The following is a 26024-nucleotide window of genomic DNA, read 5'->3' as shown; positions in this document are numbered from 1 at the left end:
GAACACCTGTTCTGTTTTTTAACCCTTTGTTTTATACTTTTAGACACGATGAATCTACATGCGAGCCGTCATGGCGGTAGGAGATATCTATGCCCCTCGGTAGTATGAACCATCTGTCTTTAACTGTGAGCGATCGCGACGCATCGGAGCCGTTTTACGATGCTATTTTGACGTTCATGGGATACGAACTCACTGAGAAAACCGACGAATTTACCCTGTGGTGGTCAGCCTCTGCTGGAGCTGTTACTATTGGCTCTGCTAATCCAGATGCACGGAATCCAGTTCACGATCGCTACTCGCCAGGGCTGCATCACTTTGCCTTTAGTGCCGATAGTCGAGAAGAGGTGGATCGGCTGCACCAGCTACTCGTTAAGATTGGGGCTACCGTTTTAGACGCGCCAGCCGAGTACAGCCAGTATGCCCCAGGATATTATGCCGTTTTCTTTGCTGACCCAGACGGCATCAAGCTGGAGTTAGTCCATATGCCCACTGTACCGGAATAGAAAGAGGTCATGGGTTGGGCTGGTAATAGTCGGTTGATTTGACTTCACCGATCGCATCCTTATCTTTGTTGATACAGCCTGCCTTTTGGGTGTATTGGCAAACCTTAGCCCACAGGGCCGCGCGGGTTCCGGGTGGCCCTGACGAAAACAGCACTTTATCACCACCCACCGCGTTCAAGATTTTGACACCGCAAACGGGACAGGTCTGCATTCCAGTTTCAGACATGGCGTTGTGTTCAAGACGGTTCTACCATACATTATCCTGCTATTCAGGTCAGGCGAATACACGGTTGGGGTACACCCAGAAGCAGAGACTAAGCGATCGCCACTTCAAAACGATCGCCCGGCTTGGGTTCAAGTACCCGTGTTGGGAGATTGTGCTGCTGCAAAACCTGGCGCAGTTCATCGGCATTCCCCTCTGCCCACAGAACGGAAGTTAGCACTCCCTCAAAAACCACATCCCCTCCTGCCGCAGTCGGCATAATAACTTGAGGCTTGAGCCATTGAACCAGCTCGAACGCACTTTTTCGTCCCTGAATAATCGACCCCAGGAGCGGAATCGCTAAGTCAACAATCGGGGCAATGACCACATCCACCGGAGCCGCGTCTTTAAGGCTGGGGGAGTGGTAGCCGTGCGGCTCGTAATAGAGTGTCTTGCCGCTGCTGAGGTCTTTTAGCAGGTAGCCGTTTTCCGTGGTAAGTGGCCCCAGGGGTGAACCCGGAGTAGCGCTGATTTTTAGCTGCGCTACTGTAACGCTTTCTCCATGACCTAACGCTGTAACCTGACGATAGCCCAACGCCTGAGCCACTTTAGCAGCGTTAGGGGAACCCACCACGGGAATGGCGCGATCGAGCTGTTTTAACGTAGGGGGATGGGCATGATCCTCTAACCCCTGGGACAGCAAAATCAGGTCAATATGGTCGGGGATAGGACGGGGGATAGGGCGATCGCCCTTAAACAGCCACGCCTGATTGGCAAATGTGAGAGACCCCACCAACCACGGATCAAGCAAAATCCGCTGGGTTCCCATTTCAATCAGCCAAGAGTTGCTGTCTAGCCAGGTGAGATACATTGCAAAAAATGAAGTGCTTAACGGGTTTGGGGGTTGGTCATGAGTGGCAGATGAATCCCATACGCAGACGCGATGCGTCACGGCTGCATCAGGTCTGCATCAGGAGACAGTTGTATTCTAAGACGCTTTACATTTTGTTACAACTATCGGGACAGAGGATGCTCCCTGCCTCAAGCTTCATCCGAAGCATCCGGGCTAGAACTCACCGCCGACGGAATAGCCAGCGGTAGGGTTAGCCAAAACGTAGAGCCATTCCCCGGTTCGCTAACAACACCGATTTGTCCACCGTGGGCGGTGATGATTTGACGACAAAGATATAGCCCCAGCCCCATACCGCGATGTCGCGATTTTGGCCCTCGGACATACCGCTCGAACAGGCGATCGCTCACTTCCTGGCTCATGCCAACTCCATTGTCGTGGAGCGTAAAGCGAATCATTTCTGCCTCAACGGTAGCCGAGAGGGTCAACGCCACACCGGGGGGGTTGTGGTGCAGGGCATTGGTCATCAAATTTTCAAATACCCGTCTCAGTTGCACGGGGTCAGCCGTAACCAGAGGCAAATCGGGCGGGACGCTGTTTACCAGCGTTGCCTGGTTCTTCTCCACTAACGGCTCTAGATCTTCAACGATCACCTGGGTTAGCAGGCTGAGTTGCACCAGCTCATAATTGAGAATGACCCCTCGCGTTTCGCTAGAGTGCGCCTGCAGCAGAGAGCGGATGAGATTGAGCTGGTGATCGCTGCTTTGAATCATGCGCTCAACAATGGGGCGAGTCATGGTCAATGTATCGCCAGATTGATTCAGCAAATTTTTGAGCACCAGCGACATCCCCATCATTGGCGTTCGCAAATCGTGGGAAAACGCGTTAAGAAACTCATCTTTTAGCTCATTTAGCTCTTGCAGTTCCTCCATTTTTTGCTGGAGTTGAGCGGTGCGCTCCTCAACCAACTGCTCCAGTCCGGCATTGAGTTCCTGCACCTGACGGTAAAGCTGGGCTTGCTGAATCGCGATCGCCACCTGTGTAGCAAGCTGTTCCAATAGCTGAATTTCAAAGGGTTCCCACTGACGAGAATGGGAGCATTGGTGCGCCACTAAAATGCCAAACAGCCGCTCGTCTTTCATCACGGGCACACCCATTGTGGCTCGAATTTGAAAGCGAATGAACCCTTCCCGCACCGATTCACGTAGCTCTATTTGGGTGGTGTCCGAAATATTGATATGCTCTAGCTCGCAAAGCGCCTGCTGCAATTCTTCGTACATTTGACCATCCAACACCCACTCCAGCACGGAGGGATAGCGGGAATCAACCGACTCGGCCACCACTCGTCCCTCGCCCTGGGGATCAAACTGCGTAATAAACACCCGATCGGCATGGAGAAACTGCCGCACTTCTGCCACAGTCGTATTGAGAATTTGATCGAGGTCGAGGGATTGGCGGATACGAAGGGCAATTTCTCGCAACAGCCGATCGCGATCGGCGGCCGCCTGAAGCTGCTGCTCTGCCCGCTTGCGTTCGGTAATGTCTACGGTGATGTCGAGCATACACAGCTCGTCCCCAATTTTAATCACCTCGGCTGAAAACAGCGCCACTCGCATCTCGCCAGATTTGACCCGAAAGTGACATTCAACATTGCTAACCGAGCCGTGCTGCCGCAAAGGTTCAATGATGGTGAGGCGATCGCCATCATTGAGCCACAGGTTAATGTCGTAAACGCTGCGATCGATCACTTCATCTCGGCTGTAGCCTGAGAACTTGAGGAAGCTGTCGTTTACCTCGATCAGCCGCCCGTCCACCAGGGTTGTAATCGTCATTGGATTCGGGCTGGAACGGAATGCCTTCGAGAACTTCTCTTCGGATAGGCGCAGGGCAATTTCAGACAGTTTGCGATCGGTAATATCTCGCACGATCGCCAGCACCTCATCTTCCCCACTAACGACAATACGGGCTTCGTAATCGCGCGAGTGGTGCCCCGACGCTAACACGGCCTCATGACTCACCTGCTGGTAAATCTGGTCGAGTGCCGGATTGCGGTTAAGCCGCAGTTGATATTCAAAATATTGCGTTTTCCCCGTTTGCAGCGCTTGCTCAATGTAATACATCCGCTGTTGAGCCAGGTCGAGCGGCAGCACATCATACACATTCTTGCCAATTAACTCTAAGGGCGGCAGTAACACATCGCCATCGTGCTCGGCTTTGCAGTCGAGATAGGTGCCATCTCGCCGAATACGAAACATCAAGTCGGGAATGGCATTGACTAACGCTCGATTTCTGGCTTCACTCTGGCGAATGGCAGCTTCGGCCTGCTTGCTGTCGGTGATGTCTCGAACCCCGGCAACCCGAACCAACTGACCTTTGTAGTGAACGGCCTTGGCGCAAACCGCACCCATAAAGGTGGTGCCGTCTTTTTTAACGCCAATGCCTTCATAGTCGTAGGGTTGGTCGGGCGACTCTAGCGATCGCCACGTCTGCCGTACCTGTTCGCGCGAAACAGCGGCCACCAGATCCATCACAGGCATACCAATGATTTCATCTGTTGAATACCCAAACAGCTTTTCAGCAGCGGGATTTACATCTAAAACCTTGCCAAAATCGTGAACAATAACAGCCTCAAACGTCGCTTCAAAAAAGCTTTGCAGCCGATTTTTACTGTCTCGAAGTTCCGCTTCCATCTGGTTGCGGTCGGTCACATCTTGCACAATACTCAGCACTTCATCGGCACCGCAAACCACCAACCTCGCCTCATAGCTGCGGATTCCTCGCGGCTCAGACAGTTGATATTTACAGGTTTGCAGTTCGCCTGTATCGAGAGTGCGCTGCATTGCCTGCCAGCATAGCTCGGCCACGTCGGGCGGCAGAAGCTCATGCATAAAGCGACCAATAATTTCTTCGCTGGCAATATGCACCGTTGCATTGCCCTTGAAATCGAGATATTGCCCCTCGCGGCTCAGGCGAAACATCAGGTCGGGGCTAGCATCAAGCATGGCTCGATAGCGGGCTTCGTTCTGACGAGAGGCCGCTTCAGCGCGCTTGCTGACTGTGATGTCTACTATGACACCATCCCATAGGATACTGCCGTCGGGCTGGCGTTCCGGACGCGAGAACCCCTGCACCCATTTCAGCTTGCCCGATGGGGTAATAATGCGCCCCTCCCAGTGCCACGGTTCTAGAGTAGCCGCAGATTCATCAATCGCCGCTTCAAAGCTGGCGCGGTCGTCTGGATGGCACAGGTTTGAGATTCGAGAAAAATCAGCCTGAATCGTCTCCGGATCGAGTTCCAGTAGTTCCTGGCTGCCTGAACTGGCATATAGTACTTGCCGCGTATCCCCATCACGGCTGAGAAATTGATAGAGCATTCCAGGCACATTGGCCGCGATCGTCTGAAGCCGGGATTGGCTGTGATGCAGTGCCCTCTCCGCCTGATAGCGGGCGATCGCTCCACCAATACTGCCTGCCATCAGTTGCAGGGCAGCTTTTTCATCGGCTGACCATTGCCGTTCACGGTGGCAATCGTCAAACCCAATTACGCCCCACAGGTGACCATCAATCTGAATCGGCACGATCAAAATTGACCTGATTTCCTGCACAACGAGTCCTGCTTGCTCCCTCAGGGGCAGATCTCGAACCAGGCTGCTAAAGGGTTGCCCAGCATGAAAGATGTCATACCACCGGGTTAAACCACTAACGGCGTAGGTGCGGTTTTGCAGGGTCGGGTTATCGATTTGGGGCGATACGGCATCTCGAACCCATTCAAACCGTTGACTGGCCGCTGGTTCTCCGGTTTCAGGATGGGGATGAGTTTCAAAGATGTAGACCCGATCCACCTCTGTCACAGCTCCCAGGGTGGCGATCGATCGCTGAATCGCCTGCGTGTAGTCTCCATTCAGCAACTGACTGGTTGCTTCTGCCACGCCTCGCAACAAATTGGGGTGGGAAGACCGTTCACTGTCCTGAACGGCAACACGTTCAGTGTCGGCCAGATGGAGTAAAGCAACCTGATCGTCTGGCTGATGAGACCCGCCTGGTGTTGGTTGTTGCTTGCTTTGCTTTGCGGCCAAGAGCTGTTGCAGCTTGATAAACGCTGCTTCATCTCGGCAACATTCCCGCAATGCTTGGAGACCATCAAGGTCAAACACCATATTCTCCAATGCTGAGGCAAATGTCATGCTGTGCCTGCACGCCTACTAAAGTCAGTTATGCCATTAAAAAGAGATCTTTTAAGCTTTTTTAATGATTAATTTTTGAATCACTACTGTTTTTCACCCGTTGCACTTTGTGGAGTCGCCAAGCTGTAGCTAATTCTGAAACAGGGTTAACGCGGCTGCTATTCAACACTAAAAGAGTATAGAGAGGAAAGATGAGATTTGCCTGAATTTCCTTTCAAAACTTTAAAGTGTGTTCCTTTTTTCTAACTGCGCTGGCGGAAACTAATCAAACATGCGCGCGTCATAAAATACGGAGGGTTAGCGATCGCAGCTTGAGTTAAAAACGACCAAATTCCAGCGTTTTTAACGACAGATGAGCCAATCTCTACCCTTCGAACGATTTAGGAACCTTCTGTCTTGACTAAGGTCTATTAACTTACAATCTCGCACCGATACAAGCGCTCGTCGAGACTTGAAAATCTTGACTAAACCATATCTCAGTACTGCTGATAGATATAGGTTTTATCTCTCTTTTGATCATCCTGAACGTGCCGCTTATACACCTATTCTGTTGATGGGTTGGTTTAGGCTTCCGTTCAGGTGCGAGATGTCAGTTTTGTTGCTTAAAACGTCTTAATTCTCAGTTTGGAGAACGCTCTGAAATGTCTAATTCTCATCGCTGGCAATCTAATACTGCACTGTTTACCGCACTTGCGCTGACCGCAGGAGCAGCAGCTCCGCTCGTTGTACAAGCGCCTGCCCATGCCCAAACTACCTTCTATGATGTCCAATCGAACTATTGGGCACAGCCGTTTATTCAAGAGTTGGCTCAGCGTGGGGTGATTCGCGGCTTCCCCGACGGCAGCTTCCGCCCGGAAGCGCCTGTAACTCGCGCTCAGTTTGCAGCTATGGTTCGGCAAGCATTCAACCGCTCCACCGTGCGTCAGCCGATTAACTTTGTTGATGTCCCCAGCAACTACTGGGCACTGGATGCAATTCGCGAAGCTTACTCCACCGGATTCTTGACTGGATATCCCGGCAACGTCTTTAACCCTGAGCAAAACATTCCTCGGGCACAGGTGCTGGTATCACTGTCCAGCGGATTGGGCTATTCCACTGCTGGTTCTGGTAACTCGTTGCAGGTTTACACAGACGCGGGCGCAATTCCCGACTATGCGCGTACGGCCATTGCGGCTGCAACGGAGCGACAAATTGTCGTGAACTATCCCAACGTGCAAGTGTTGAACCCCAACCAGACAGCGACTCGCGCCGAGGTTGCTGCGTTTATCTATCAAGCGCTGGTGCAAGAAGGACAGGCAACGGCGATCGCTTCCCCCTATGTGGTCGGCCAAGCTCAACCGCAGCCTCAACCCACCGCAACTGTACCCTCTGGAACCGCAATTCCCGTTCGTTATGAAGCGGCTGAGCGCATTTTGCTGGCACCCGAGGAGCCAGAACCGGTTCCAGTCACCCTAACCGTGGCTCGCAACGTAACGGCTCAAAACGGAGCTGTTGTGATTCCCGCAGGCAGCCAGGTGGTGGGTGAGTTGCGAACCGTCCAGGGCGGAGCGCAGTTCTACGCCAGCCAGATTGTGCTAACCAATGGCACTCGCATTAACGCCAACGCTACGTCCCAAGTTGTGACCAACACAGAAACGGTTCGGCGCGGTGGTAACGTGCGCGGAATCATCCGAGGTGCCGCATTAGGGGCTGCTGCCGCTGCGGGCGTGTCAGCGGTGACGGGCGATCGCGATGTCGCTGTGGGTGAAGTGCTGGGTGGTGCTGGTGCTGGTGCGCTGCTGAACGTCTTCCTGGGACGCGATCGCATTCAGCTCATTGCGGTTGATCCAGAAACCGACCTGAACCTGACACTCAACTCCAGCCTGACGTTCCAATAACGGCTAAAAAAAGCCCTCCTGACCCCGTCGCTCTTCGGCATCAACCCAGGGTGAACCAGGGTCAGGCGTAGCATTATTGCTGTTCAACTACTGGGGGTACGGCGTGCCGTACCCCTTTTTGTGTCCTATGCCGAGGGGTCGAAGAGAACGCTACCCTGGCGAAGAATATGCCAACCCTCTTCTGTCCACTGGACGACCGTGGAAGGAACACCAACGGCTGATTGCGCTGGGGAACCTGGTTTGTCTACGGTCGTATCGGGTTCAACCCTCTCCAATTCAGACGGCAACAGGGTTAACACCTCTGGAAACTGTTGATTAATATCAGACAGGCTTTGCAGCGGCGGATCGCCCGATCGATTCACGCTGGTGGTGGCTAAAGGGCCGGTCCGTGCCAGGATGTGACGGGCGATCGCCCGATCAGGAACGCGAATGCCGATGGTGGTGGGATTGCTGGGATTGACTGCAACAGGAAGGCGATCGCTAGCCGGTAACACCAAGGTCAATGCTCCCGGCCAGTAGCGATTGGCGATTTGCTGCCAAACCGCCTTCTCCGCTGGGGTTCCAGCCACAAACTCCCACAGGTCTGCCAGATCTGCACCCATCAAAATCAGCGGTTTTGTCTCACTGCGCCGCTTTGCCGCAAAAATGAGAGAAGCCCGGTCAGGACGAACGGCTAACGCTGGCACAGTATCGGTGGGAAAGGAAACCAGGCGATCGCCAGCCTGAGCGGCTGCAACCAACTCGGTTAAAGGAACGTGGGGCATAAGGCGAACCAAGGAGAAGGCAGGCTGTAATCGTAGAATGAACTGAGACAAACCTCAACCCGCCCTAACGGCTGGTCATCGCACCCCCAGCCTAGGAGTTGCCCTGACCGCAGGGCACGCGACTGGTTGAAAACAGCGCTGCTTCAATTTGGGCGATCGCTCTATTCAGGTCGTCGTTGATTACCTGAATGTCAAACTCGTTTGCCGCATCAATTTCAGCCTTTGCCCGTCCCAGGCGGCGCAGAATTGCTTCTTCTGAATCTTGCCCCCGTCCCCGAAGCCGCTGTTCCAGCTCAAATAGGGAAGGTGGCAAGATAAAAATCCGCAGCGCTTTCGGGAAGGTTTGACGAATTTGCCGCGCCCCTTCCAGTTCAATTTCCAGAACGACCCAATTTCCGCGTTGAATCTGGTGTTCAACCGGTTGGCGAGGCGTGCCGTAGTAATTTCCGGCAAATTCAGCCCACTCTAGCAGTTCACCATTAGCGGCCATCTGTTCAAACGCGGCTCGGTCGGTGAAGTAATACTGCTGCCCATCCACTTCTCCGGGACGAGGCGATCGCGTCGTCACCGAAATCGACAGGTAAAGTTCTGGATGGCGTTTCAACAGCGATCGCAGCAACGTACCTTTGCCAACGCCACTGGGACCCGTTAATACAATCAATCGACCTGTTGCCATGTGCCTATTTAATCTGCGATCGCGGTTTTCAAAGTATTTCCCCATATTGAGACAATCTGGGAACGTCTGACAACGTTGGGTTCAAAAGTCAGCAGGTGCAACCCGGTGCAGCAGCATCGCCATTGAATGAGAACAACCGACCGCAAATGGCGCTAGCGTTGGTTATTGCCGCCGATTAGCGGCTGAATGGCGCTGCACCTGTCACAATAGGTACAGATACCGTATTATTCATCCGATTGACCATCTTTGCTAATCACAAAGCGGTTGGCAACGGTTTCGGGCTGAATCGCTGAAAGGATGATGTGCCCTGAATCAGTAATAATCACTGCCCTGGTGCGACGACCATACGTTGCATCAACCAACTGTCCACGATCGCGAGCGTCGGTGATCACCCGCTTAATGGGAGCGGATTCGGGGCTGACAATGGCAATGACTCGGTTTGCAGATACGATATTGCCAAACCCGATATTAATCAGCTTAATATCCATAGGTAAAGAGCGACCAGAGATCCCCGGATAGACCGGAAGCTGTAGATTTGGGTGTAAGCCGTTGACTCAATGGTATCGACAAAAATTTTGACCAACAAGGCTGTAGTCTGCGTAAAAGCCAGTTCTCGGCCTGTTTCTGCCCCTTTCTCTACCTTTTGACATATTTTTTGCTTTGCAACCAGTTGACTTTACGACCTTAATGGCTACTTGTGCTGAACTGCGGGCGGATTGGCTGCCGGCTCGTTTGGAACAGGTGTATCAGCGCGATCGCCACAGCCTTGCTCTGGCATTGCGAACACTAGACCAGCGCGGCTGGTTAACCCTGTCATGGCATCCCCAGGCAGCTCACCTTGGCATGGCAGACCCACCGCCGCGATCGCCAGATACCTTTACCTTTAGCCAGCAATTGCGCCATCAGTTGGGTGGGCTAGCGCTGATCGCCATTGCCCCCATTTCTCCCTGGGAGCGGGTGGTTGATCTACAATTTGGCCGCCGCCCCGGAGAAATGGCACTCTGGCATCTCTATGTCGAAATCATGGGCAAATACAGCAATGTAATTTTGACGAACCAGGATGACCTGATTGTGACGGCAGCCCACCAGGTGAGCGCCCAACAGTCGAGCGTGCGGCCTATTTTGACCGGGCAACCCTACGAAAAACCGCCCGCACTGAGAGATACGATGCCAACCCTGGAGGAGTCTCAAGAGCGCTGGCAGGAGCGGGTGAGTTTAATTCCCGGTGCGCTGCGGCGTAACCTGCTTAAAAGTTACCGGGGGCTTAGCTCATCGCTGGTGCTGTCGATGATTCAGGCGGCAGGCTTAGATCCCGACCAATCGACCGATCGGCTTGCCCCGGCAGAGTGGCAGCACTTGTTCGATCGCTGGCAGGAATGGCTCACCGCGTTAGAGGGCGATCGCTTCTACCCCGGCTGGCGAACCGACGGCTACACGGTGATGGGGTGGGGGATGGTGAAACCGGAAAAGTCGGTTCAAGCCTTACTCAGCCGTTACTATACCGACCAGCTTAACCAGCAAGACTTTGCCCAACTGCGGCATCAAATTAGCCAGCGGTTGAATAACCTGCTGAAAAAGCTGCACACCAAAGCCACCGACTTTCAGAACCGCTTGCAGATGTCTGCGGATGCCGATCAGGATCGCGAGAAGGCCGATTTGTTGATGGCACATTTGCATCACTGGCAGCCAGGGATGAAGTCGATCACGCTGGCTGACTTTACCACAGAGCAACCCGTCGTCATTCCCCTGAATCCAGAGAAAAATGCGGTGCAAAATGCTCAGGCTTTCTATAAACGGCATCAAAAACTGAAGCGATCGCGCAATGCCCTGGAGCCGCTGCTAGCAGACGTACAGGCCGAATTGGTCTATTTAGAACAGGTGGAGGTGGCGATCGCCCATCTGGATCAGTATCGCCATCCAGATGACCTGGAATCTTTAACGGAAATTCGTGACGAGTTAATTCAGCAAGGCTACCTGGACGATCCCGATCAGCGCTACCGGGACACCAATTCCAGCCAAACCGCCAACTTTTTGCGACATCGAACGCCCAACGGCTTTGAAGTCTGGATTGGACGAAACAATCGCCAAAATGACCTATTAACGTTTCGCGTTGCTGGCGATTATGACCTCTGGTTCCATACGCAAGAAATTCCAGGCAGCCATGTATTACTGCGACTCGACCCAGGTGCCGCGCTGGAAGAAGCCGATCTTCAGGCAACGGCTGATCTGGCAGCTTATTACAGCCGCGCCCGTCAGAGCGACCAGGTACCTGTGGTTTACACCGCGCCAAAGCAGGTCTTTAAGCCGAAGGGTGCCAAGCCTGGAGTGGCGATCTATAAACAGGAGCGGATTGTGTGGGGACAACCCCAGCGTGGCAAGCAATACATTGAACAAACGGTTGCCCAATCTTGATGCATTTTGCAGGTTCAAATCGGCTGGTTATCGGCTGGTTTAAACGGTATTTAAACAGCGTTGGTTTAAACAGTAATAGAGGCAATCTATACAGGAAAATCCGTGTAGATGGCTACACCGATTTCAACCCGAATAGATTGCCTCTATTTAGCAATAAAACCCCAAACCGTTATGGGATGGGAGAGAACAGAAAGTCAGGGAAAAAGCGATTGAATTCAATCAAAACCCCTGCCGTAACAAACATCCAGGCTGCTGCTAAAACAGGAGCAGTAGAAAGATATTTCAGCAAATATTGCAGTTGCATGTGAAACGCTCCGAGCGTAAAGAAATCGACCTGTGATGAACCATTGGGGCAGTTTTGACGCGATCGCAGTGACTTACAAGGAGAAGCAACCAGGACTTCAACAAAACGCACCCCGCTGATTGGCATTAAGGCTTGAGATGTTAAAACCTCAAAGCATCGTTAGCGAGGAGAGACTGGAATCTCTTCTTCTTTTGCGGTTAGATCACCACTGGTAAGTTCTCCAAGAGCCGCCAAAGGCCAGAGGAAGCCAGATAGCATTAAGCTAAGCGCCCTGGGAACATCAATGATGATTTCATTCATCTCAGGATTTTTCTCCTTACGAACCGCCCGAATGTAGGAACGGCCCACCCAACCAATCCAACCTGCGATATACAGGAAAAGAAGGCTGGGAACGATGAATTCGCCAGCGTGACCCAACCGACCATCCACAACCAGGTGTGGCAGACCCTCAGGCCCACAAACCAGATTTGAATTTGCGTATTTCTCGAATCGCTGCTTGGCAGCAGCAGTACGGGCATTAGCCGCACGCTGTTGGAAAGCAGGAGATGCATTACAAGGGGTCAAGCCGCCCACCTCTGCCGAAGCAGGTTGAGCAAAACCAAACCAGAGACAAAAAACTAATGCCAAAGCAAACAATCGTCGCATGGAATTGTTTCCCTTTATTACAAAAAACAAAGGATTTTGTACAAAATATTAAGTTGTTTGTACAAGCACTGTTGAACTTCAGAGCAATCATACTCCTAGAGGTATGCCGCGTAAAGTTAAGCTTTTAAAAGAAGTTTATAAACTCCGTTATTTGCCCGATTATTTGCTCGATCGTGTCTTCTTCAATTCGTCGGCAAATTCACTTTATAATTGAAGTTTTGTAACATTTAATTGAATTATTGAGCCATCATTTCTGGCTGTTTTAGCTCACCTTAGTCACTCACTGGCAATCTAATGGCTACGATTTTAGCGATCGAAACAAGTTGTGATGAAACTGCCGTGGCGATTGTGCGCGATCGCCAGATTTTGAGCAGCATTGTCTCTTCGCAGATTGCGGTGCATCAACCCTATGGCGGTGTCGTGCCTGAGGTGGCCTCGCGCCAGCATGTGGAACTGGTTAATGTGGCGATCGCAGAAGCCTTGCAACAGGCCAACCGGACATGGGCTGAGATTGACGGTATAGCTGCCACATCGGCACCGGGGTTAGTAGGAGCGTTGCTGGTAGGGCTGACCGCCGCTAAAACCCTGGCGATGCTCTACAACAAGCCGTTTTTGGGTGTTCACCATCTAGAAGGGCATATCTATGCCTCGTACCTCAGCAGTCCAGACTTGCAGCCACCGTTTCTCTGTTTGCTGGTGTCTGGAGGCCACACCAGCCTGATTTACGTTAAAGCGTGTGGACACTACGAAACCCTGGGGCAAACCCGTGATGATGCAGCAGGAGAAGCGTTTGACAAAGTCGCTCGGCTGCTGAAATTGGGATATCCAGGTGGCCCAGTGATTGACCGTCTGGCCGCAGACGGCAATCCTCGCGCCTTTCCGCTACCCGAAGGGCAAATTTCCCTGCCCGAAGGCGGCTACCATCGGTATGACTCCAGCTTCAGTGGCTTAAAAACAGCAGTGTTGCGGCTCACCCAAACATTACAACAGCAACAGGACTCGCTGCCCGTTAACGACCTGGCCGCGAGTTTTCAGGACACTGTGGCGCGGGCGCTAACGAAGCGATCGATCGCCTGCGCTTTAGATTTTGGACTGGAGACGATCGCCGTTGGCGGTGGCGTTGCCGCCAACAGCGGGTTGAGGCACCATTTGCAGGCGGCAGCAGAACGCCACAACCTGCGAGTATTATTTCCACCGCTCCAGTTCTGTACCGATAATGCCGCAATGATTGCCTGTGCAGCGGCTGAGCATTTGAACCTTGGGCATACGTCGCCGTTGACCCTGGGCGTTCAATCACGAATGTCGCTCGAAGCGGTGATGCAGCTTTATCAGGTGTAACGGCGGATACCTGAAGTTGTCCCTGGCTCCTTAGCTGGTGGGTGACTCGACACCGTGCTTCGCCAAAATCGTTTTTACTTCATCAGCAACGGCATCGGGCTGCTCAACCATCGATAGATGACCGCAGTTCGGAATTTCGACAACATTGTCACCGCAACAGCGAAAGAGCCGATGAAAGCTGGCTAAATGATGCACATACTTCGGTTCCATAATCGTATCGTTTTCTCCAGCAATGAAGTAGACAGGCTGCTTCAGCTTGGACACGATTTGTGGCAGATGATGCACTTCTGCTTCGGTGGTGGAATCCATCAAGGTTCCCAGAGCGGCATCAGGATGGGCAGCAACCCAGTCCAGCACGCGCTGCTTACCCCAGCGACGCGCGATCGGACGAGCCACATTCATGCGGGTCATAGGTAAATCAATCAGGGGAAGCAGACGAAGCCACTGAGGCCGCAATTTAACTAACTGTTGCCCGGCAGCACGAAACCGCTCAAATTCTTCTTTCAGGTAAATTCCGCCGCCAGAGTTGATGCAAACCACACCCTTTACCGACTCTGGAAACTGACTGGCCGCCCACAGCGCAATGCTGCCGCCCAGGGAATGACCCACCAACCAGGCGCTAGAAATATTGAGCTGTTTTAGTAGAATGCCTAGATCTTTAGCGTAAGCCGATGGTGAATAACTGGATACCGGACACTCTGTAACCGTAACCTCCGCAAACTCGACTCGCTCGGTCGCCATTTCCCGGGTGGAATACGAACGGTTGGCAACGGCAAACGTCTTGATGTGGTGTTGCGGCTGTGACCCCCCAAACCCTCGCAGGTCGTAAGATAAGCACTGATATTCGGTTGACAGCCGCTGAATGATAGGCTGCCAGTATTCACGGCTCAAAAGCCAACCGTGAACAAACACCAGAACGATGTCAGAGCGAGTGGGAGCAGTTAGCTCGTAAGCGTGCGGAACTCCCAGAACATCAACGGTCTTGACCATACCTCTATGGTATCCTGAAGTGCCTCAAAAACGATTGAATGTATACGAGTAGCTGATTACGGCAAGGTTTTGGATTGGAGCCGGAGCAGGTGCGAATGCGTTTTTTGGGCGAGTGGGAGCAAGCTATCAGCTTTTTTAGAGTTTGAATATAATCCTGGTGAGCAACGATGAATCCAGAATCCGCCATCCAAAATTCAGTTGTCGCGATCGCCAGAACCAGACGAGGGGTGAGACCCCTCAGGTACAACCCTGATGATTAGTATGGTATGGGTTTCAAAACAAGGAATCAACTTCAGTTTGATCATCATCGGTTGATTTCCGTTGCTTAAGCTCTGCATGGGTCGCCATTTAGAGCTATTCACACATTTGTAAATTCAATAGTGATAGGTATGAAGTGTTGGCATAACCGCCCTGGCAAAGCATCGGTTCTTTGGACTGGCGGCAAAACTCTCGGCAATGCGGTTTTAGGGTGGGTCTTCCTATCCTCAGCCGTTGCTCCAGCCTGGGCAGCTCCACCCCGATCGCCCGATCAAAATGTCACCTGTGAAGTGTTGGTGATTGGGGGTGGTTTGGCCGGAGCAGCGACAGCGTATGAGTCACTGTTGGCAGGGCGAACCGTTTGTTTGACTGAAATTACCGACTGGGTGGGCGGCCAAATTTCTGCCCAGGGAACCTCTGCTCTGGATGAACGGCAAACACAGCGATCGCTGTTGTTTTATTCCAGAGGCTACCTGGAACTGCGGGATCGCATTCGCCGCTTCTACAGACGGCTCAATCCGGGCGACTGTTGGGTAAGCGAATCGTGCTTTCTACCCCGTGATGCAGCAGACATTCTTCAGGAAATGCTGGAAGATGCAGCCGATCGCGGCAATGGGGAACTGCGGTGGTTTCCCTCCACCGTGGTCAAGGAATTAGAGATTCAGGATGCTCAAATTCGCAGCGTCACTGCAATTCAGCACCGTCCAGCAGCGGGTGCGCCGCCGCTCAACACCACACCATTGTCGCAAAACATCGAAGACTGGTACACCTACGACGATTCCAGCAACTTCGAGAAAGACATCATCCGGTTTGTGCCGTTGCCAACCAATGACGACACACCCAGACCAGCCGATTGGTACGTGGTCGAGGCCACCGAGACGGGCGAGATTATTGCCTTAGCCGATGTGCCCTATCGCCTGGGAATTGATCCCGTTTCGTATGTAGAACCGTCTGCCTCCAGCCCCACGAACGATACCTACTGCACCCAGGGCTACACCTACACCTTTGCGATGCAGGCGACCGAGGAATCGCAAGAGCATGTTGCACCTGCTTTTTACGATCGCTACCAGCCCTACTACAGTTTTGAATTACCGCGATTCGACTTCGATAGTGTCTTTACCTATCGCCGAATTTACGCCGAAGATCCGCAGCCCCAGGGAACAGGCAGAAGCTACCCAGACTATGAATGGACTCCCGGCGACATCTCCATGCAAAACTGGACGTGGGGCAACGATTACCGCCCGGGTACCCCGCTCGACAACCTGATTTACAACCGCGAACAGCTTCAGCAAGCCGGACAGCTAGACGCAGGAGGCTGGATGGGCGGTTTGCGAACAGAGAGCTTGGCAAGTGCCGAAGAACTCTCGATCGGCTATTTCCACTGGCTGGTTGCTGGCACCACCGACTCGCAGCTAGGCGATGGCGTTAAAGAACCCAACCCCAACCACCGTTATCTGTCGGGGCTAGACTCGCCAATGGGCACGGTTCACGGCCTGTCAAAGTATCCTTACATGCGCGAAGGGCGACGGTTGATTGGGCGGGAGAGTTATGCCTTCCCGCAGGGGTTCAGCATTTGGGAAATTGATATTTCTCGCCGCGATTATCAGGATGAGTACTATCAAGAAGCGCTGCCGCCTCAGATGTATCGCAGCCTGCGGACAGCACTGGCTGGTTTAGAAACTGCGTCGGCTATTCGCAGCAACCAACCGCCCAACGAAATTGCCCGCCGCACCCGGTCTACCATCTACCCGGATACGGTCGGCATTGGTCACTATGCGATCGACTTCCATCCCTGTATGGTGCTGAGTCCACCAGAACTGGAAGGGAATTATGAACGACCGGGCGAACGGCGAGGTGCCGGACAAGCCTACCCATTCCAAATTCCGCTGCGGTCGATGATTCCGCAACAGGTCGATAACCTGCTGGTGGCTGGGAAGAGTATTGCCACCAGCCATATCGCCGCCGCCGCTTATCGCGTCCATTCCTTTGAGTGGTCATCGGGGGCGGCAGCAGGAACAACGGTTGATTTTGCTTTAGACCAGAACGTTTTGCCCTATCAACTGGTTGACCAACTGCCCCAACGCGAACCCCAACTTGAAGCGCTCCAGCGGCGTTTGGAGCAAAACAACAACCCGATCGCGTTTCCCAATACCTCTATCTTCAACGAAGACTGGCAGGGTTGGCAGTAGGCGGCAATAGCGCGGCAACGTCGGTGGTATAACTTGCGTTCACCCTGCTTTGGGAAAGCGGTTTGGGTTGAATGGTAAGCGGGGTAAACAGTGAAGCGGGAGCAGTGGTGTAACCATAACCATGCTCCCCTCACACACGCAGAAACGTATAACCAACCTGCACAACTGGGTGATCAATCGTTAGACTGATGGAATAGAATAACAAACAATATACTTTTATTAAGTTCTTTTTGTGGTGACGGTGCTTATGACGATGCTTATCTCAGCAGCCCCTTCCGCAACTTCTGCTGCGCCTGCGGTCACGCCGGCGCGTTCCAGCCAAACGGTTCGCAGTCGTTATCCCAACTTTAAGGTGATTGTGTTGAATGACGATTTCAACACCTTTCAACATGTAGCAGAGTGCCTAATGAAGTACGTTCCCATGATGACCAGCGATCTTGCCTGGGAACTCACCCATCAGATTCACAATGAAGGGCAGGCGATCGTCTGGACTGGGCCACAAGAACAGGCTGAGCTATATCATCAGCAGCTCAGCCGTGCCGGTTTAACCATGGCTCCGATCGAAGCCGCTTAGTTGTGAGCTAATTCTATGAGTTCTTCTGCCAATGGCAGGCTGGTGTGGAATCATTCAACCCATCTTCCCGGCTTAATTCCGATTTTAGAGAAGCTTATCCAGCAGGCGGGAATTCAAACGGTGACACCAGCGGTCATTGGTCGAGCTAAGTCGAATGCTCCGACGCTCAAGCTCAAGATCTCCGTTCCGGTTCGCGGTGGGTTTAAGCTCATCGCCCGTAAAGGAAAATCGTTTCAAGAAGTGTTTATCATCACCAGCCTGACACAGCCGGAACTGGAGGGGGCGATCGCTCATCTTCTTCAGTCCTGATTGGCTAGTTCAATTCGGCCAGTTCAATCTTTCACAGCTTTGAAATAGCTGGCAGGACGGTCTGAAGAAGCTGTATCTGTAACCATGTGGGCGATCGCACATTGCCTGGAACCCACCATCCTGATAGACCGTCTCATCGTTGTAAGGCTAGTTGAAAAGTGCCTCATCGTTCTGTAGATTGAAGCGCTATTCTGCCTATTCTCTAATGGTATTGTCAGAGAGATCTAAGGCGCAGTGAATGAACGTCTTGTAATGCCGTAGACCTATGCTGACCAGCTCTAGCCGTGTAGAGATTTCGGTGGTGATTCCTCTACACAACGAGGAACCAAACATTGACTATTTGTTTGAACGGCTTGTTCAGGCTCTCACGTCGCTTGATTTGTCATACGAAATTATTTGCATCAACGATGGTAGCCGCGATCGCACGTTAGATAAGCTCATCGCCCATCATCACCGCAATGCCGCGATCAAAGTCATCAGTCTGTCTCGTAATTTTGGCAAAGAAATTGCCATGACCGCAGGGCTAGATCATGCGATCGGCAACGCGGCAGTGTTGATTGATGCGGATTTGCAAGACCCTCCCGAATTGATTGGCGAACTGGTTGCCAAGTGGCGAGAAGGCTATGACATGGTGTATGCTACGCGGCGATCGCGTCAGGATGAAAGTTGGCTAAAGCGGCTGACAGCAGAAGGGTTTTACAGCGTGATTGGCCGCATCAGCCAGATTCCGATTCCAGCCAATACGGGCGATTTTCGGTTGCTCGATCGGCGGGTGATTGAGGCACTTAAACAACTGCCAGAACGAACCCGGTTCATGAAGGGGCTGTTTTCGTGGGTAGGCTTTAAGCAAACGTCAGTCATGTTCGATCGGCCTCAACGTCACAAGGGTGAAACAAGCTGGAACTATTGGAAACTCTGGAACTTTGCGCTAGATGGCATTACGTCTTTTAGCCTGTTGCCGCTGAAGATCTGGAGCTATGTGGGCGGGGTGCTGTCTTTTTTAGCCTTTCTCTATGCGTCATTTCTGGTGATTCGCACGCTGGTATCAGGAGTAGACGTACCTGGCTATGCCTCGATTATGGTAGCCATCTTGTTTTTAGGCGGCATCCAGTTGGTGACGCTCGGTTTCCTGGGCGAGTATCTTGGCCGAGTTTACGAAGAAGTGAAGGGGCGTCCGCTATATCTGGTGCGAGAAACCTATGGGGTCGCCTCTGATCGGTCTACCCCGGCTGGAACCTCTCACCCCATGTCAGAAACACCCATTCGCTAAGGACACACTATGAAACGGGGCATTCTCTTCCTGACGCTGGCCTGTATTGCAGCCACGATTCCAGCCCTGCATCTTTTAGGAGGAATTGACCCCGAACAGCTACAAATCCTGCTGCGACGTGCGGGTGTTTGGGCACCCATTATTTACGTGGTGGTTTATGTTATTGCCACGGCGTTAGTTTTGCCGTCAACGGTGCTGAACCTAACCGGAGGAGCTATTTTTGGGCCGTGGCTTGGCACCCTGTGGACGAGCGTAGCGGCAGTTGTGGCTGCGATCGTCACGTTTACCTTTACTCGTACCTTTGGGCGGCACTGGGTGTCCCAAAAATTAGCGGGGCGATGGCAAGCAATGGATGCCGAAATTCAGCAGGGTGGAGTATTTTACATCTTTGCGGTGCGGCTGCTGCCGATTATTCCCTATGGCATTGTCAACTTTACAGCAGGGCTAACCTCGGTTCGGCTGCGCGATTACCTGATTGGCACCATTTTGGGAACGGTTCCAGGCGTGTTGCCGTTTGTTTTACTGGGCAGTTCGGGGCTAACGGTGCTGCAAACAGGAGATGTAATCCCGCTAATGGCGGCTCTGGGCTTAATTGGCACCCTAGTTGGGGGCGCAACCTGGTATCGTCGTCGCCGAGCTGACCCACGACGGGCACTACACCAGCAGGAGCAGGCAGCCAACCCCATAGAGCCAGAGCAAAAATAGCTTTGGTTAATTTAGCTGGACTGACGTTGATAAATCCGAAATTGCAGGACGCGATCGCGATCATCCGGGTCGATGGCTGCCCCCTCCGGATAAAAATCACTCAGCGTTGCCGTTTGTTGATAGGTCTGAATCAGATTTTGCAACCCCAAATGGAGGGCTTTAGGGCCAGCTTGATTGAAAGAGCCATAAAAGGTGGGGGAGCCATCAAATTGATCGGCAATGTGAATATCCCCTTTGCCTGTGTCAATAATCCACTGGGGCGGAGTTGCCGTTAGCACCGCCATCACCTGCTGGGCATCTGCCAGGGTTAGCGCATCGGCGTTGGTGATATCCAACCGGGTAGGATTGTTGCACTCCAACAGGGTATAAAGCACGGATGCCGAACCATAGATAAAGCACGAGTCTCCTGGCGCGATCGTTTGCCTTAATACCGACAAACCTATCCTCTTTTCCTGGTTCACTTTAATGCCCTGGGTCATGGGATGAGCCAGTGGGTAGCGATTTAACGCCTGCCCAAACGATTGCTGCACAACCTGGCTGGACAAGACGCTAACCGTGGCGGCTAAGAAGGTGAGGGCGATCGCCCTTTTCCAGCGGCTCGACAGTTTAGTAGACATCAGCATCAGCAGCATGGCTAACGCGACGAGCAGGTCAGTATGCACATAGAATCGCCCCGGCCAGGAAAGCTGCATCGCCCACACCGTTCCCAGAACAGGAGCAATACTTAAGGGCAACGCCGGGTGGGATATTCCTAACAACCGCTCGCTTCGAGCCGGAAACAAACAGCCCAGCAGTAGCAGCAGGCTAAAGAAAGTTCGGGGTAGATCGTAGAGAAATAGATGAAAGCCAGTGTTGGTGAACTGACCACTGACAAACTCATCCGCGATGATGCCGAAGATGAGCAGACCGGGCACCGCGGCAATTCCCAGTTGCTCCAACCGCCTGTTGGGAACGTCATGCTTTTGTGAAACCCTCAGTAGCCCCAGGATGCCTGTAGAGAGAACCAGAGGAATAATGACAAACCTCAGCGTTTCTTGCATCACGCCAGACAGGGTGCTGGAAGGGGTAACAGCAACTCCGCCCGAAAAGGTATCAATTAAGCTGGAAAGCGTACTAACGTTTTTGCGTTCAGAGGCGGCGGTAAATAGCTCGTAAACGGCCATTGGTAGCGCCTGGTTTGCCGCTAATACTGTAACCAAACCGCCGATTCCGACCACAATTCCCAGGGTAAGGGGAAGCAACACCTTCAACCCATCTTTTGGCGACCGAATGAGATGCGCTGCCAAAACGCCTAGAACGACCGCAATGCATAGAATGCCGTTGCTTTGGCGCGATCCCAGAATTAAGGCGAGAGATAAACCAGCGATCGCCAGATACAGAAACGACGCATTGCGACGGGTTGCCGTTGAACCCAGAATCATCAGAGGAATGGAGAGCGCTGCAAGAAACTCGGCCCAATTGGTGTTGCCGCCGCCGCCTAACAACGGAGTATTAATAGCCAGCCCGGCACAAATAACCACAGCAATGAACCGGGTCGTGAACAGCCTGAACGCTCCATAGAACGCCAGCAGCGTTCCTAGTTTGACCAACAGGCGAAGCAGCAGACTCGAGCCATAGGTTTGCCCCAGGAGGTTCTGCACGATCGCCTCAATGCCAATCCCAATAAACCCGGTTTGATAGGAAAAATCGCGATACGGAAATTCTCCGTTTGCCATGCGATTGGCAAAGTGAAAAATCTGGCTGTTATCTGTCCAGTTCATGCCGTATAACGTCCACGGAAAGCTGGAGAAAACAGCTACAACCAGCAACACAATGAAACTATAGAACTCGTTCAGCCGATTGGATACCTTAGCACGATCGCTCATCCCTGCTTTCCTTACTTAACGGGTTCTATGGGGCACGTTGACGTTGAATTCAGTCCTGTTGAGACGGTGGGAGTATCCTAAAAAGTCCCTATGATACTCACTAGCTGAAATAATGATTGATTTTTGAGGGGGGATTGAAGACCATCAATAACGGCTAAAGAAATGCCTTGATTTCTATAGACTTACTGCAACTGCTACCCTAAATCAGAACAGAAAGGAGCGCTATTCATGTCACTGGAGCGATCGACACGTGTGGAATACGACAGTATGGGAGCGGTTGAAGTTCCAGGCGATCGCTACTGGGGCGCACAAACCCAGCGTTCTCTCACTTACTTCGCCATTGGTGATGATGTCATGCCACGCGAACTCATCCGGGCGATCGGCATCCTCAAACAAGCGGCAGCCGTGGTCAATCAAGCCCTGGGCAAACTGGCTTCAGATAAAGCAGCGCTAATTACCCAGGCGGCAGATGATGTAATTGCGGGTACCCTGGATGACCACTTTCCCCTGCGAATTTGGCAAACCGGAAGCGGCACCCAAACTAACATGAACGCCAATGAGGTAATTGCTAATCGGGCGATCGAACTGGCAGGAGGTAGCCTGGGCAGCAAAACCCCAATCCATCCCAACGATCATGTCAACCTGTCGCAGTCCTCTAACGATACATTTCCCACCGCCATGCACATTGCCGCTGTAGAACGGCTGACGCATCACCTGCTGCCAGCGCTACAAACGTTGCGAGAGGCACTGGCCGCTAAAGCCAATGAGTTTCAAGATATTGTCAAAATTGGGCGGACTCATTTGATGGATGCAGTGCCGCTAACCCTGGGGCAAGAGTTTTCTGGCTACGTGGCACAGATCGATCACAATTTGGAGCGCATTCAAGCCAGCCTGCCCCATCTGTATGAACTGGCGATCGGCGGTACAGCCGTTGGAACGGGGCTAAACACCCATCCCGACTTTGCCGAACAGGTCGCCGCTGAAATCGCCAGGGTCACTGGATTGCCGTTCGTTTCTGCCCCCAACAAATTTGCGGCACTGGCCGCCCACGATGCGATCGTCATGACCAGTGGTGCGCTTAAAACCCTGGCTAGTTCGCTCATGAAAATTGCAAACGACTTGCGCTGGTTGGGTTCGGGGCCTCGGTGCGGGTTGGGTGAGTTGGTGTTACCTGCCAATGAACCCGGTTCGTCGATCATGCCGGGGAAGGTGAATCCAACCCAGTGCGAAGCCATGACAATGGTGTGTGTGCAGGTGATGGGTAATGATGCGGCGATCGCCATTGCAGGCAGCCAGGGCAACTTTGAGCTGAATGTGTTCAAACCTGTGATGATCTACAACTTGCTGCACTCCATTCGGTTGCTAGCAGATGCGTGTCAGTCATTTACACAACACCTGGTTGTGGGAATTCAGCCCAATCACAACCAGATCCACCACTTCCTCACCAACTCACTGATGTTGGTAACGGCATTGAACCCTCACATTGGCTACGACCGGGCAGCAGCGGTCGCTAAGAAAGCGTATAAAGAGTGTAAAACGCTGCGCGATGCCTGTGTGGAACTGGGATTTTTGAGCGCAGACGAGTTCGATCGCCTCGTGCGACCAGAAGACATGATTCACCCATGACCAATAGCATCGGCCAGTGGCCTCAAATACTGTTCATGCTGGAAGCTCGTTTTCAAAAGGAGCGATCGTCTTCCTTCTTCCGATAAATCGTGCCGTCGGGCAGGGTCGTATTCTCCAAAATGGCACCGCTGAAGTTTGCCCCTGCAACCTCAGCCCCGCTGAGATTGGCTCCGCTTAAATTTGCACCAATTAAGCTGGAATTCCGTAGATCGGCGCGAATGAGGCTGGCTCCGCTCAGGTTTGCACCTGTCAAGTCGGTATTTTGCAAATTGGCCCGAATCAAGCTGGCTCCGCTAAAGTTAGAACCCACCAGGTCGGCGTTGCTCAGGTCGGCTCCGGTTATCTTTGCTTCGCTGGCATCGGCGTTAATTAAATTGGCATCGCTTAAGTTGGCGTTGCTTAAGTCGGCCTTTTGCGATCGCACCTCGCTTAAGTCGGCGTTGCTCAGGTCGGCTTCGCTGAGATTGGCCTTCAGCAACAGGGCATTACTCAAATCGGAATGGGCGAGGGTTGATTCGCTAAAATCTGAACGAATCAAATCACCGCTATGAAAGTCGGTATGGCTCAGATCCGTGTTGCTAAAATCGTGACCCCGCATATCTAACCCGCCAAAGTCGGCTCCGCTAAAATCGGGTCGAATGTGGGGGTTCTCCGCCCTCCATTGATTCCACAAGTAGAGGTCTTCCCGAAATCGTGCAAGCTGTTGCTCATTCGCCATATCGCTGTCTCCTGCCAGTAAGATCATTCAAACCTTTGTGAACGGGCGATCGCACCAAACGAAGTGCCGTTACCCATGCTCACCAGAAAATGCAAAGGCGTTGGGCTGGTACCTAATTACCTGTTTACCTGATTTACCTACAAGAATTGTAAAGTAACGCAAGCAACGTCCCATGAATCAAACGGTAGATGTATTGGTGGTTGGTGCCGGACACAACGGCTTAGTAGCTGCCATCTTGCTGGCTCGGCAGGGGCTTCGAGTTCTGGTAGTTGAGGCCGATGCAGCCATAGGCGGAGCGGCAAAGACGGAACGACCGTTTGCCAGAGCGCCCGAACTGTCGGTTTCAACGGGGGCCTATCTCCTGGGGCTGATGCCGCCCGAATTGTTGCACACGCTAGAGATCGACTTGCCCCTGATTCGCCGCGATCCCCATTATTTTTTACCCACAACCGATCGCCGCTATTTGCTGTTTGGTTCCGATCGACAGGCAATGCAGCAGCAGTTCACCGAGTTTTTTAGCGAAGCCGATTGGCACGCCGATCAGGCGCTGCAAACGGAACTGGATCACCTGCGAGCCGATATCGCTCCAAGCTGGCTAGAATCACCGCTGTCGATTGAAGACACGGCAGAACGTTACGTCCGTCCTGAGCTGCGATCGACCTTCATTGCCTTGTGTCGCGGTTCCGTTGGCGATTATCTCAACCGCTTTGACTTCCGCAGCGACCTGCTCAAAGCCATGTACGCCGTTACCGATGGTTGCACAGGACTGTATGGCACCTGGAACACACCGGGCAGCGGCATGAATTTCTTGATTCATAACATGTGTCGTTTACCCAACAGCGACGGTACCTGGATGATGGTGCGCGGCGGCATGGGCACCGTGACGCAACAACTGGCGATCGCCGCGCAAAAAGCAGGTGCCGAGATTCTTACCCGGTGCAAGGTGGCGCAGATTCAGGTGCATCAAGCAACGGCCAGGGGAGCTGTGCTAACAGACGGGCGCGAGATCCAAGCTACCGCCGTGGTTGTGAATGCTGACCCCTTTCGGATGCGATCGCTGCTGGATGCAGACGCGCTACCCGCAGACTACACCGATCGCTTGAATCGGTACCAGCGAGACGGCTCTAGCTTCAAAGTCAACTTATGCCTGAACGGATTGCCCCAGTTTCGCTGTTTGCCCGAAGCCAAAGGACAGCACGGTAGCACCATTCACCTCTTGCCCGATGAGGCAGACGTCATCGAACAACTACAAGCCGCATTTAGCGCGGTTGAACAGGGGCATCTGCCCGACTTTCCCATGATTGAGTGGTACATTCACACCACCCTCGATCCCTCATTGCGTGACCCAGCCGGACACCACAGTTCTGCCCTGTTTGTGCAATGGGTGCCCTACGAGATTCACGGCTCAAGCTGGCAGGCCGAGGAGCAAGCCTATGTGGCGCACCTGTTGTCCATTTGCGATCGCTTCGCTCCCGGCACCTCTGACCTGGTTGAAGACGTTTTTGCCCTCCATCCCCAAACGATCGAGCAACACTTTGGCATCACGCGCGGCCACATTCACCACGTCGATAACTCCTTTGGGTTTGGCGATCGCCTCCCCTATGCCACCCCGATCGCCGGACTGTACTCTGCCAGTTCCGCCTGCCACCCCGCAGGCTCCGTCATTGGTGCTGCCGGTCATAACGCGGCTCAGTGCATTCTTAAGGATTTAGCCGCTTCGCTACACTAGAAAGTCTAAAAACGCTTTGAACTCAACTCATTTTTT

The 26024-nt window shown here is 52.8% G+C and carries 22 protein-coding genes; 11 read left to right on the top strand and 11 right to left on the bottom strand.

All coding sequences use genetic code 11. The features are described from left to right. The first annotated feature begins 89 nt into the window (after positions 1 to 89). Positions 90 to 503, top strand: a complete 414-nt coding sequence (locus IQ268_RS18145; protein ID WP_193882056.1) for a VOC family protein — start codon at positions 90 to 92, stop codon at positions 501 to 503. 7 nt (positions 504 to 510) lie between these two features. Here IQ268_RS18145 and IQ268_RS18140 read toward each other — a convergent pair whose 3' ends face one another. The 3 genes from IQ268_RS18140 to IQ268_RS18130 all read right to left on the bottom strand — a co-directional run bounded on the left by IQ268_RS18140 (position 511) and on the right by IQ268_RS18130 (position 5739). Continuing rightward, on the bottom strand, positions 511 to 729 hold the full coding sequence (locus tag IQ268_RS18140; protein WP_193882053.1) for a hypothetical protein: 219 nt from the start codon (positions 727 to 729) through the stop codon (positions 511 to 513). Positions 730 to 817: 88 nt separating this feature from the next. Continuing rightward, complete coding sequence (locus IQ268_RS18135; protein ID WP_193882050.1) at positions 818 to 1576, bottom strand: MBL fold metallo-hydrolase; 759 nt, start codon at positions 1574 to 1576, stop codon at positions 818 to 820. A gap of 170 nt (positions 1577 to 1746) precedes the next feature. Further along, positions 1747 to 5739 (bottom strand): PAS domain S-box protein, encoded by a 3993-nt coding sequence (locus IQ268_RS18130; RefSeq protein ID WP_193882047.1) that lies wholly within the window; start codon positions 5737 to 5739, stop codon positions 1747 to 1749. Positions 5740 to 6380: 641 nt separating this feature from the next. Between IQ268_RS18130 and IQ268_RS18125 the strand changes: the two genes are divergently transcribed. Continuing rightward, on the top strand, positions 6381 to 7616 hold the full coding sequence (locus IQ268_RS18125; RefSeq protein ID WP_193882044.1) for an S-layer homology domain-containing protein: 1236 nt from the start codon (positions 6381 to 6383) through the stop codon (positions 7614 to 7616). Positions 7617 to 7741: 125 nt separating this feature from the next. Here the strand turns inward: IQ268_RS18125 and IQ268_RS18120 are convergent, their stop codons facing one another. From IQ268_RS18120 to remA, 3 genes are all read right to left on the bottom strand, one after another. Beyond that, positions 7742 to 8380: an L-threonylcarbamoyladenylate synthase gene (locus IQ268_RS18120; protein WP_193882041.1), complete on the bottom strand. Its 639-nt coding sequence runs from the start codon at positions 8378 to 8380 to the stop codon at positions 7742 to 7744. Positions 8381 to 8471: 91 nt separating this feature from the next. Beyond that, the gene (gene gmk / locus IQ268_RS18115; protein ID WP_193882038.1) at positions 8472 to 9056 is read right to left on the bottom strand and encodes a guanylate kinase; all 585 of its coding nucleotides are present in this window, start codon (positions 9054 to 9056) and stop codon (positions 8472 to 8474) included. Positions 9057 to 9280: 224 nt separating this feature from the next. Continuing rightward, a complete protein-coding gene (gene remA, locus IQ268_RS18110; RefSeq protein WP_193882036.1) occupies positions 9281 to 9544 on the bottom strand; it encodes an extracellular matrix/biofilm regulator RemA in 264 nt (87 codons plus the stop codon). A 172-nt stretch (positions 9545 to 9716) separates the two neighbouring features. Between remA and IQ268_RS18105 the strand changes: the two genes are divergently transcribed. Beyond that, positions 9717 to 11468: an NFACT family protein gene (locus tag IQ268_RS18105; protein WP_193882033.1), complete on the top strand. Its 1752-nt coding sequence runs from the start codon at positions 9717 to 9719 to the stop codon at positions 11466 to 11468. A gap of 169 nt (positions 11469 to 11637) precedes the next feature. On the opposite strand, the gene psaJ is transcribed toward IQ268_RS18105, so the two are convergent. Together psaJ and IQ268_RS18095 are read right to left on the bottom strand one after the other, a co-directional pair. Further along, positions 11638 to 11772: a photosystem I reaction center subunit IX gene (gene psaJ / locus IQ268_RS18100; protein WP_193882130.1), complete on the bottom strand. Its 135-nt coding sequence runs from the start codon at positions 11770 to 11772 to the stop codon at positions 11638 to 11640. A gap of 159 nt (positions 11773 to 11931) precedes the next feature. Continuing rightward, positions 11932 to 12417, bottom strand: a complete 486-nt coding sequence (locus IQ268_RS18095) for a Photosystem I reaction center subunit III (RefSeq protein WP_193882030.1) — start codon at positions 12415 to 12417, stop codon at positions 11932 to 11934. A 294-nt stretch (positions 12418 to 12711) separates the two neighbouring features. Between IQ268_RS18095 and tsaD the strand changes: the two genes are divergently transcribed. Next, positions 12712 to 13755 (top strand): tRNA (adenosine(37)-N6)-threonylcarbamoyltransferase complex transferase subunit TsaD, encoded by a 1044-nt coding sequence (gene tsaD, locus IQ268_RS18090; RefSeq protein ID WP_193882027.1) that lies wholly within the window; start codon positions 12712 to 12714, stop codon positions 13753 to 13755. 30 nt (positions 13756 to 13785) lie between these two features. On the opposite strand, the gene IQ268_RS18085 is transcribed toward tsaD, so the two are convergent. Continuing rightward, positions 13786 to 14745, bottom strand: coding sequence for an alpha/beta fold hydrolase (locus tag IQ268_RS18085; RefSeq protein ID WP_193882024.1), 960 nt, complete (start codon positions 14743 to 14745; stop codon positions 13786 to 13788). Between the two features lie 389 nt (positions 14746 to 15134). Between IQ268_RS18085 and IQ268_RS18080 the strand changes: the two genes are divergently transcribed. The 5 genes from IQ268_RS18080 to IQ268_RS18060 all read left to right on the top strand — a co-directional run bounded on the left by IQ268_RS18080 (position 15135) and on the right by IQ268_RS18060 (position 20050). Continuing rightward, complete coding sequence (locus IQ268_RS18080) at positions 15135 to 17192, top strand: FAD-dependent oxidoreductase (RefSeq protein ID WP_193882021.1); 2058 nt, start codon at positions 15135 to 15137, stop codon at positions 17190 to 17192. 247 nt (positions 17193 to 17439) lie between these two features. Continuing rightward, a complete protein-coding gene (gene clpS / locus IQ268_RS18075; RefSeq protein ID WP_193882018.1) occupies positions 17440 to 17766 on the top strand; it encodes an ATP-dependent Clp protease adapter ClpS in 327 nt (108 codons plus the stop codon). Between the two features lie 15 nt (positions 17767 to 17781). Continuing rightward, positions 17782 to 18075, top strand: a complete 294-nt coding sequence (locus IQ268_RS18070; RefSeq protein WP_193882015.1) for a DUF2103 domain-containing protein — start codon at positions 17782 to 17784, stop codon at positions 18073 to 18075. A gap of 265 nt (positions 18076 to 18340) precedes the next feature. Beyond that, positions 18341 to 19345 carry a glycosyltransferase family 2 protein gene (locus IQ268_RS18065; RefSeq protein ID WP_193882012.1) on the top strand — a complete coding sequence of 335 codons (1005 nt, stop codon included), beginning with the start codon at positions 18341 to 18343 and terminating at the stop codon, positions 19343 to 19345. A gap of 9 nt (positions 19346 to 19354) precedes the next feature. Continuing rightward, positions 19355 to 20050, top strand: coding sequence for a TVP38/TMEM64 family protein (locus IQ268_RS18060; protein ID WP_193882009.1), 696 nt, complete (start codon positions 19355 to 19357; stop codon positions 20048 to 20050). Positions 20051 to 20061: 11 nt separating this feature from the next. Here the strand turns inward: IQ268_RS18060 and IQ268_RS18055 are convergent, their stop codons facing one another. After that, entirely contained in the window at positions 20062 to 21915 is a 1854-nt protein-coding gene (locus IQ268_RS18055) for a hypothetical protein (protein ID WP_193882007.1), read from the bottom strand. Positions 21916 to 22143: 228 nt separating this feature from the next. Here IQ268_RS18055 and fumC point away from each other — a divergent pair, with 228 nt between their 5' ends. Next, positions 22144 to 23541: a class II fumarate hydratase gene (gene fumC / locus IQ268_RS18050; RefSeq protein WP_193882005.1), complete on the top strand. Its 1398-nt coding sequence runs from the start codon at positions 22144 to 22146 to the stop codon at positions 23539 to 23541. A gap of 52 nt (positions 23542 to 23593) precedes the next feature. Here the strand turns inward: fumC and IQ268_RS18045 are convergent, their stop codons facing one another. Then, positions 23594 to 24259 carry a pentapeptide repeat-containing protein gene (locus IQ268_RS18045; protein ID WP_193882002.1) on the bottom strand — a complete coding sequence of 222 codons (666 nt, stop codon included), beginning with the start codon at positions 24257 to 24259 and terminating at the stop codon, positions 23594 to 23596. A 172-nt stretch (positions 24260 to 24431) separates the two neighbouring features. On the opposite strand from IQ268_RS18045, the gene IQ268_RS18040 reads away from it, so the two are divergent. After that, positions 24432 to 25988, top strand: coding sequence for an NAD(P)/FAD-dependent oxidoreductase (locus IQ268_RS18040; protein ID WP_193882000.1), 1557 nt, complete (start codon positions 24432 to 24434; stop codon positions 25986 to 25988). The last annotated feature ends 36 nt before the right edge of the window (positions 25989 to 26024 follow it).

This window comes from Oculatella sp. LEGE 06141 (genome assembly GCF_015207605.1).
Classification (GTDB): domain Bacteria; phylum Cyanobacteriota; class Cyanobacteriia; order Elainellales; family Elainellaceae; genus Oculatella.
This window is presented reverse-complemented; position numbering and strand designations above follow the sequence as displayed.

Excerpts from the sequence above, each read along its gene's own strand:
- IQ268_RS18145 (WP_193882056.1), top strand. The coding sequence starts at position 90 with ATGCCCCTCGGTAGTATGAACCATCTGTCTTTAACTGTGAGCGATCGC.
- IQ268_RS18140 (WP_193882053.1), bottom strand. The coding sequence starts at position 729 with ATGTCTGAAACTGGAATGCAGACCTGTCCCGTTTGCGGTGTCAAAATC.
- IQ268_RS18135 (WP_193882050.1), bottom strand. The coding sequence starts at position 1,576 with ATGTATCTCACCTGGCTAGACAGCAACTCTTGGCTGATTGAAATGGGA.
- IQ268_RS18130 (WP_193882047.1), bottom strand. The coding sequence starts at position 5,739 with ATGACATTTGCCTCAGCATTGGAGAATATGGTGTTTGACCTTGATGGT.
- IQ268_RS18125 (WP_193882044.1), top strand. The coding sequence starts at position 6,381 with ATGTCTAATTCTCATCGCTGGCAATCTAATACTGCACTGTTTACCGCA.
- IQ268_RS18120 (WP_193882041.1), bottom strand. The coding sequence starts at position 8,380 with ATGCCCCACGTTCCTTTAACCGAGTTGGTTGCAGCCGCTCAGGCTGGC.
- gmk (WP_193882038.1), bottom strand. The coding sequence starts at position 9,056 with ATGGCAACAGGTCGATTGATTGTATTAACGGGTCCCAGTGGCGTTGGC.
- remA (WP_193882036.1), bottom strand. The coding sequence starts at position 9,544 with ATGGATATTAAGCTGATTAATATCGGGTTTGGCAATATCGTATCTGCA.
- psaJ (WP_193882130.1), bottom strand. The coding sequence starts at position 11,772 with ATGCAACTGCAATATTTGCTGAAATATCTTTCTACTGCTCCTGTTTTA.
- IQ268_RS18095 (WP_193882030.1), bottom strand. The coding sequence starts at position 12,417 with ATGCGACGATTGTTTGCTTTGGCATTAGTTTTTTGTCTCTGGTTTGGT.
- tsaD (WP_193882027.1), top strand. The coding sequence starts at position 12,712 with ATGGCTACGATTTTAGCGATCGAAACAAGTTGTGATGAAACTGCCGTG.
- IQ268_RS18085 (WP_193882024.1), bottom strand. The coding sequence starts at position 14,745 with ATGGTCAAGACCGTTGATGTTCTGGGAGTTCCGCACGCTTACGAGCTA.
- IQ268_RS18080 (WP_193882021.1), top strand. The coding sequence starts at position 15,135 with ATGAAGTGTTGGCATAACCGCCCTGGCAAAGCATCGGTTCTTTGGACT.
- clpS (WP_193882018.1), top strand. The coding sequence starts at position 17,440 with ATGACGATGCTTATCTCAGCAGCCCCTTCCGCAACTTCTGCTGCGCCT.
- IQ268_RS18070 (WP_193882015.1), top strand. The coding sequence starts at position 17,782 with ATGAGTTCTTCTGCCAATGGCAGGCTGGTGTGGAATCATTCAACCCAT.
- IQ268_RS18065 (WP_193882012.1), top strand. The coding sequence starts at position 18,341 with ATGCTGACCAGCTCTAGCCGTGTAGAGATTTCGGTGGTGATTCCTCTA.
- IQ268_RS18060 (WP_193882009.1), top strand. The coding sequence starts at position 19,355 with ATGAAACGGGGCATTCTCTTCCTGACGCTGGCCTGTATTGCAGCCACG.
- IQ268_RS18055 (WP_193882007.1), bottom strand. The coding sequence starts at position 21,915 with ATGAGCGATCGTGCTAAGGTATCCAATCGGCTGAACGAGTTCTATAGT.
- fumC (WP_193882005.1), top strand. The coding sequence starts at position 22,144 with ATGTCACTGGAGCGATCGACACGTGTGGAATACGACAGTATGGGAGCG.
- IQ268_RS18045 (WP_193882002.1), bottom strand. The coding sequence starts at position 24,259 with ATGGCGAATGAGCAACAGCTTGCACGATTTCGGGAAGACCTCTACTTG.
- IQ268_RS18040 (WP_193882000.1), top strand. The coding sequence starts at position 24,432 with ATGAATCAAACGGTAGATGTATTGGTGGTTGGTGCCGGACACAACGGC.